8 protein-coding genes are annotated in these 5954 nt (G+C 36.1%); all 8 read right to left on the bottom strand.

What is annotated here, in order from left to right:
• Window positions 1-73 precede the first annotated feature (73 nt).
• The 8 genes from KTQ83_RS11035 to KTQ83_RS11000 all read right to left on the bottom strand — a co-directional run bounded on the left by KTQ83_RS11035 (window position 74) and on the right by KTQ83_RS11000 (window position 5812).
• Window positions 74-553, bottom strand: coding sequence for a deoxycytidylate deaminase (locus KTQ83_RS11035; protein WP_222620944.1), 480 nt, complete (start codon window positions 551-553; stop codon window positions 74-76).
• On the bottom strand, window positions 553-1467 hold the full coding sequence (locus KTQ83_RS11030; RefSeq protein ID WP_217256838.1) for an RluA family pseudouridine synthase: 915 nt from the start codon (window positions 1465-1467) through the stop codon (window positions 553-555). Before KTQ83_RS11030 ends, KTQ83_RS11035 begins: the two co-directional genes overlap by 1 nt.
• Window positions 1449-1943 (bottom strand): signal peptidase II, encoded by a 495-nt coding sequence (lspA, locus tag KTQ83_RS11025; protein WP_117924757.1) that lies wholly within the window; start codon window positions 1941-1943, stop codon window positions 1449-1451. Before lspA ends, KTQ83_RS11030 begins: the two co-directional genes overlap by 19 nt.
• Window positions 1944-1954: 11 nt before the next feature.
• Window positions 1955-3550 carry an ABC1 kinase family protein gene (locus tag KTQ83_RS11020; protein WP_186998813.1) on the bottom strand — a complete coding sequence of 532 codons (1596 nt, stop codon included), beginning with the start codon at window positions 3548-3550 and terminating at the stop codon, window positions 1955-1957.
• A gap of 195 nt (window positions 3551-3745) precedes the next feature.
• Window positions 3746-4216, bottom strand: coding sequence for a hypothetical protein (locus KTQ83_RS11015; RefSeq protein ID WP_186998812.1), 471 nt, complete (start codon window positions 4214-4216; stop codon window positions 3746-3748).
• Complete coding sequence (locus KTQ83_RS11010) at window positions 4209-5096, bottom strand: DUF1700 domain-containing protein (protein WP_186998811.1); 888 nt, start codon at window positions 5094-5096, stop codon at window positions 4209-4211. The genes KTQ83_RS11015 and KTQ83_RS11010 overlap by 8 nt, the downstream gene beginning before the upstream one ends.
• A 1-nt stretch (window position 5097) precedes the next feature.
• A complete protein-coding gene (locus tag KTQ83_RS11005) occupies window positions 5098-5412 on the bottom strand; it encodes a PadR family transcriptional regulator (protein WP_186998810.1) in 315 nt (104 codons plus the stop codon).
• Window positions 5396-5812 carry a hypothetical protein gene (locus tag KTQ83_RS11000; protein ID WP_117924769.1) on the bottom strand — a complete coding sequence of 139 codons (417 nt, stop codon included), beginning with the start codon at window positions 5810-5812 and terminating at the stop codon, window positions 5396-5398. Before KTQ83_RS11000 ends, KTQ83_RS11005 begins: the two co-directional genes overlap by 17 nt.
• Window positions 5813-5954: the final 142 nt, after the last annotated feature.

Raw genomic sequence — 5954 nt, 5'->3', positions numbered from 1 at the left:
TACCACTGGTGTAAATTTTCTCTTTTTGACTAGTCCTATTTATATGCTAACATCAGTCATCTAATTGGATGACTTAACGCTCACTGATTTTTGTTTCTACATCAATCTCATAAGGAAGCTGTACAAGCTTTACTCCCGCCTCATGAAACATTCGCTTACTCGCAATATTACCTTCAGTTCCATCATACTTATCACTTTCATATACTACGCAAGAAATACCAGCCTGAATAATGGCCTTTGCACATTCATTACAAGGAAATAACGATACATATAAAGTACAACCATGAAGGTCTTGAATGCTATTTAAGATTGCATTCAATTCAGCATGCACAACATAGGGATACTTAGTCTCGAGAAATTCACCATCTCGATCCCAAGGAAACTCCTCATCTTCGCAACCATAAGGAAAACCATTGTATCCAAGTCCAACCACTCTTTTTTGAGGATTGACTATACAAGCTCCTACACGCGTATTTGGATCCTTTGAACGCTTTGCACTCAAATGAGCCATGCCCATAAAATATTGATTCCAACTTAATACATCATCACGCATTATTCTTCCCCTTTTCTAAGTTCATTTAAAACTCTTTCAAAAGTAGGTTCTAAACCAATCTCAAAACGCATCTTTTCCTTTGTCGTAGGATGCACAAATTCCAACGCACATGCATGCAACAACTGACCATTGGCCTGAATTGTTTTTCTAGGACCATACTTGGGATCTCCTGCGATTGGATGTTCAATATACTGCATATGAACACGAATCTGATGTGTTCTACCTGTCTCTAACTGACACTTGATATACGCAAATTTCTTGAAGTTTTCTAATACTGTAAAATGTGTAATCGCATCCTTCGAATTATTTGCGGTAACCGCCATTTTCTGACGATCCTTTTCATCACGACCAATTGGTGCATAAATCGTACCATGCTCGTGCGTAAAAGGATTATGTACAATAGCTACATATTCACGATGACACGTTTTATCCTGTAATTGCTGACTTAAAGATTCATGGGCCACATCATTCTTGGCAACAACCAATAATCCTGACGTATCCTTATCAATACGATGTACGATACCTGGACGCATCACCCCATTAATACCACTCAAATCTTTACAATGATACAACAACGCATTCACTAAAGTCCCAGAATAATGACCAGGAGCTGGATGCACAACCATGCCCTTTGACTTATTGATCACAATAATATCATGATCCTCATATACAATATTCAAATCAATTGGTTCAGGAAGAACTTCCGTGGAATCTAGTTCAGGAATAGAAACCGCGATTTCATCTCCTACGCTAACTTTATAACTTGCCTTCATCACCTTTTGATTGACCAAGACATTTCCTTCGTCCAATAAATCCTTAATTCTCTTACGTGAAAAATCCAATTTTTCCGCAAGAACCTTATCCAAACGATCCAATTTAGTATCTCCATCTATCTTTAAGATTCTTGTTTCCATCTCTCTTGCTCCTTCTTATCATCTATAAACATACTTACTAATATTAATGCGATACCCACTGTTATACAGATATCCGCTACATTAAATACGGGAAATGGATAGCCAAAAATATAGAAACTAAAAAAGTCTCTTACAAAACCTAGCGTCATACGATCGATAAAGTTTCCAATAGCTCCCGAAAAAACTAAAGATAAACAAATCTGATAACGCGAATCATTCGTTTTAAAAAACATATATACCATACCTACTAAGGCAATAATGGTAAGTGTGGCAAAGAAACCCATTCCAGCTCCCGCAAACATACTAAAACCTGCCCCTGTATTTCGAACATATGTCAAATAAAAGAAATGATTGATCATTTCAACCGAATCATTTAATGCGATAGACTTCTCAATAGCCCACTTTGTCCATTGATCCAATCCCAAAGTGACCAACACAATCAATAGTGAAGCCACTGTAGTTTTACCTTTTTTCATATACTTCCCCTTTAAAATGACTTGTTTTTTCGATGCAAAAATAACATCTTAAAAAACAACCATACACTCATCCCAATCGCAATGATGTATCCAAAAAATCCAAGTGCTGGTATTCCCATAATCATCGGCTTCATCTTTGTCGTACAAATCAAGCTTGAACCCATAACCAAAGCGGCAATCAACACACATACAATCAAACGATTCACCATCTGATCAATCTTCGCAAGTGGAGCTTGAGAACCCATTAGATTCAAATTGACCTTGATCTGTCCTCTTTGAACCATCTTCAACACATCGCTTGCCTGCACAGGAATATCAACCGAACGAGAAAGCGCATCAATACCACGCTTAAATCCCGACTTTATTTCTTTCTCCCAATCAATTTTTGTCAAACTTGTCTTATGACTCATCGCAATCTTCATCGTATTCATATTCGAATCTAAAGCAGTTAACGTTCCTTCAATCGTCATCATAGAACGAGCTAACATACTAATGCCTTTAGGCAAAGAAATCGAATATACATGACAAATCGAAAACATATCCTGAATCAGTTTGGCGACATCGATCTCTGAATATGGAACACTCAAATATTGATTCACAAAACGATCCATATCCGCACAAAAAGCCGTATAATCAATCTCCTTTTTACAATCCCCTATCATCAAGATACAATCCACTAATTTTTGTGTATCCCTCAAGGCAATTGCACGAACAGCCTCCTTCATCGTTTCACGTTCATTCGCATCTAAAGTGCCCATCATACCAAAATCGATCCATACGATTTGATTATCACGAATTCTTAGATTTCCCGAATGCGGATCCGCATGAAAGAAACCATTCTCAATAATCTGTGAAATATAATTAAATGCCAATTTATCCGCTATCTCACTACGATCATAGCCCAGTTCATCTAATTTTTTTGAATCACTAATCTCAATGCCATCTACATATTCCATCACAAGAATATTCTTTCTTGTATATTCATCATAAATCTTTGGCGCATCAATAAACTTACAATCCTTATAATCATTCTTAAAGCGTTTCGCAAATTGCGCTTCAATCGTAAAATCCATCTCCTGTTTTGCGGTTGTCCAAAATTCATCGATGACCATATCTAGATCCACTACGCTTGATACAATATCTGAAAGATTCAATATCTTAACAGCCTTCCTTAACAAGGCCACGTCACGTTCCATCCACTCATAGATCTTAGGGCGCTGAATCTTAAGTACAACTCGTTTTTTACACTTCAAAGTAGCTGCATGCACCTGCGCAATAGATGCTGAACCTAGACAAACCTCATCAATACTTTCAAACTCTTCTTGAAATAAATCGCCATACGTCTCTTGAATGATTTGTTCAACCATAGAAAAAGGCATGTGACTTGCCTGCGAGCGAAGCTTCATCAACTCTTTACAATAACGCTCAGAAAATAGATCCTGTCTTGTCGACATAATTTGTCCAATCTTAACGAAAGTAGGACCCAAGTCTTCAAGTATCATACGTAACTTAACGGGATCCATTCCCTTTTGGATATGATGCTTTCTTAATATAGATACAATCTGCGCAAACCTTGCACTCGTTGACATCGTATTCGTATCACTCATCGTTTCACATCCTGCTTTCTACGTAAAGGCGTATTTGTCACTTTACCCCTTTTTAAATTCCTTAGCGAATTTGACTTCTTTTTATCACCCACCAGAATCATTCTCAACAAATGACTCCAGTCTCTATTATTTTTCACCATAACAGTATTTTAACACACTTGTTAAAAATCAAAAAGAAACAGTATAAACTGTTCCTTAATAGTAGTCATCGACGAATGTGATTTTATCCTTTAAACTCTTGCCATAACGAATACTCACATGAATTTCACCATTCTTTGCACAATACTCATCATAACGCTTTGATTTAAACGTATTAAATATGGTTTGAAGATTCTTTGACATCTCATAATCATCCATCTGCAAATCTAATTTATCCTCATCCTGCACAACATGAAGCATTTTAGGATATGTGATCACCAATGAATTATCTGGCAATTGATCATCTTCCACCATTTCATCCACAACTACACGTACATCGCCAACCGAACTTAAATACGTCTTTGTATATAAGTGACAGCTATCTGGCATTGTCGTTGTCATAGTCTGCGTTTCTTTTGACAAATCAATTTGATTTGGACTAATTTGACTCAATTCATATACAAAAGTTCCACAACCAAACACAAATAATAAGATTGAAACAACAAGTAATAAACCTAACTTACGCATTTGTATCCACCCTCTTAGGCCAAGCACGAACTAACATCAATAGTATTGCCAAACTTCCTAACACAAAGGCAATATCCATACAATATAACCCAGCGCTTGTTGTGGCATACATAGCACTGACATAAATTAACACCACTAAACCAATACCACTGCCAATCAAAACACAAGCTACAGGTATCATAGCCAAGACTAAGATCACCTTTAAGACATCGGATTCAAGATGTCTTGGCTTTCTTTCATGATACAAAGGACGCTCAGGCGTTGGAGGCAAATCACTCGATTTAATATTATCATTCCAAGTATCTTTGATATCATCCATCACACCGACATTATGCGCATGCAAACGATAACGCTCCACTCTTTTAGCCATAACTTTCACAAAGAAATAAATGGCTAAACATAAATATAGGATACGACATAGACTCAGCATAAAATCTGTGATCATATAGAATCCGACAAAGAACGAAAAAATCATCGACAATAAGAATTGGCATAATATATCAACCACAATGACTTTTCCAATCAACATAATCAACACTAAAACAATCGCATCAAATAAAATGTGAAAAATTTCATTCATCGAAAAATTACCTAGCTTAGAAAATAATTCCTCTACCTTCACATACACCTTATCAATCGTTTTATCTGCACGATTTGAAAATGGATCCATCGAATCCGTATTGATCTTATAAGCATCTAAAATTTCTTTTACCAACTCATCCACATCGCCAAAACCAGCAACCGCCTCTTCTTCAGCAACACCACTGGCAATTTTGTCATCAATGTATGTTCCATATTCTAATAGGATGTCTTCTCTTTCTTTATCGCTAATCAACGATAACTTTTGATTTAAAACATCCAAAAATTCCTTTTTTAACACTCTACTCCACTCCTTTCAAATATGCATTTACATTATCTGAAAAATCCGTCCACTCCGATAATAATGCATCATATCTTTCAAGTCCTAAATTTGTGATATGATAATACTTTCTTGGAGGACCCTCTGTAGATTCTTTTAAATAAGACTCCAACAAACGATCGTTCGACAATCGCTTCAACAAAGGATAAATCGTACCTTCATTTACTTGAATCACCTCGTTGATACGAGACACAAGCTGATACCCATATAGATCATCCGATACAATAGCCTTTAATACAATCAACTCTAAAACACCTTTTTTAAATTGAGTATTCATGCGTTTCACCCCTGTTCTTTCCCATTAATGATGGCTGAAACACATCTACATACATCTTTTCCAAAGTTGTCAATGAAAGATTACGAATCGACTGTACATACTTAAAATTTGGATTCACAATCCCATTCTTGTATTTTAACTTCAATTCATACGCCTCATTATATTCAATGGCACCCACACCAATTACTTGAACACACATAAATAATTTCGAAGCTTTATTCAACCCCATGATTTTTCCATTACGAATCCAACCACAAAAATACACTGGAATATTTTGGAAAGAGTATCCCGAAATATGGTCAATCGTAATCACAGGAAGATTCTTTTTTTTACCTAAACACTGCGCATATTCTTTTGTCGAGCCATGCTTAGAACAATAAATGACCGCTCTAGGCTTCATAATATCACCTCATTCACTATTATGATATGCACACTACCTTAGATTGTCAAGTACTGTGCTATATATTTAGTAAAAGCCCCTTTAAACGAATATATAAAACTGGATAGGGATAAATCAACCTTTAAAAGTCATAGGGATTTTA

Source organism: Holdemanella porci, assembly GCF_019052655.1.
Taxonomy (GTDB): Bacteria; Bacillota_I; Bacilli_A; order Erysipelotrichales; family Erysipelotrichaceae; genus Holdemanella; species Holdemanella hominis.
Note: the sequence above shows the minus strand (reverse complement) of the source record. Positions and strands in the feature narration are given on the sequence as shown.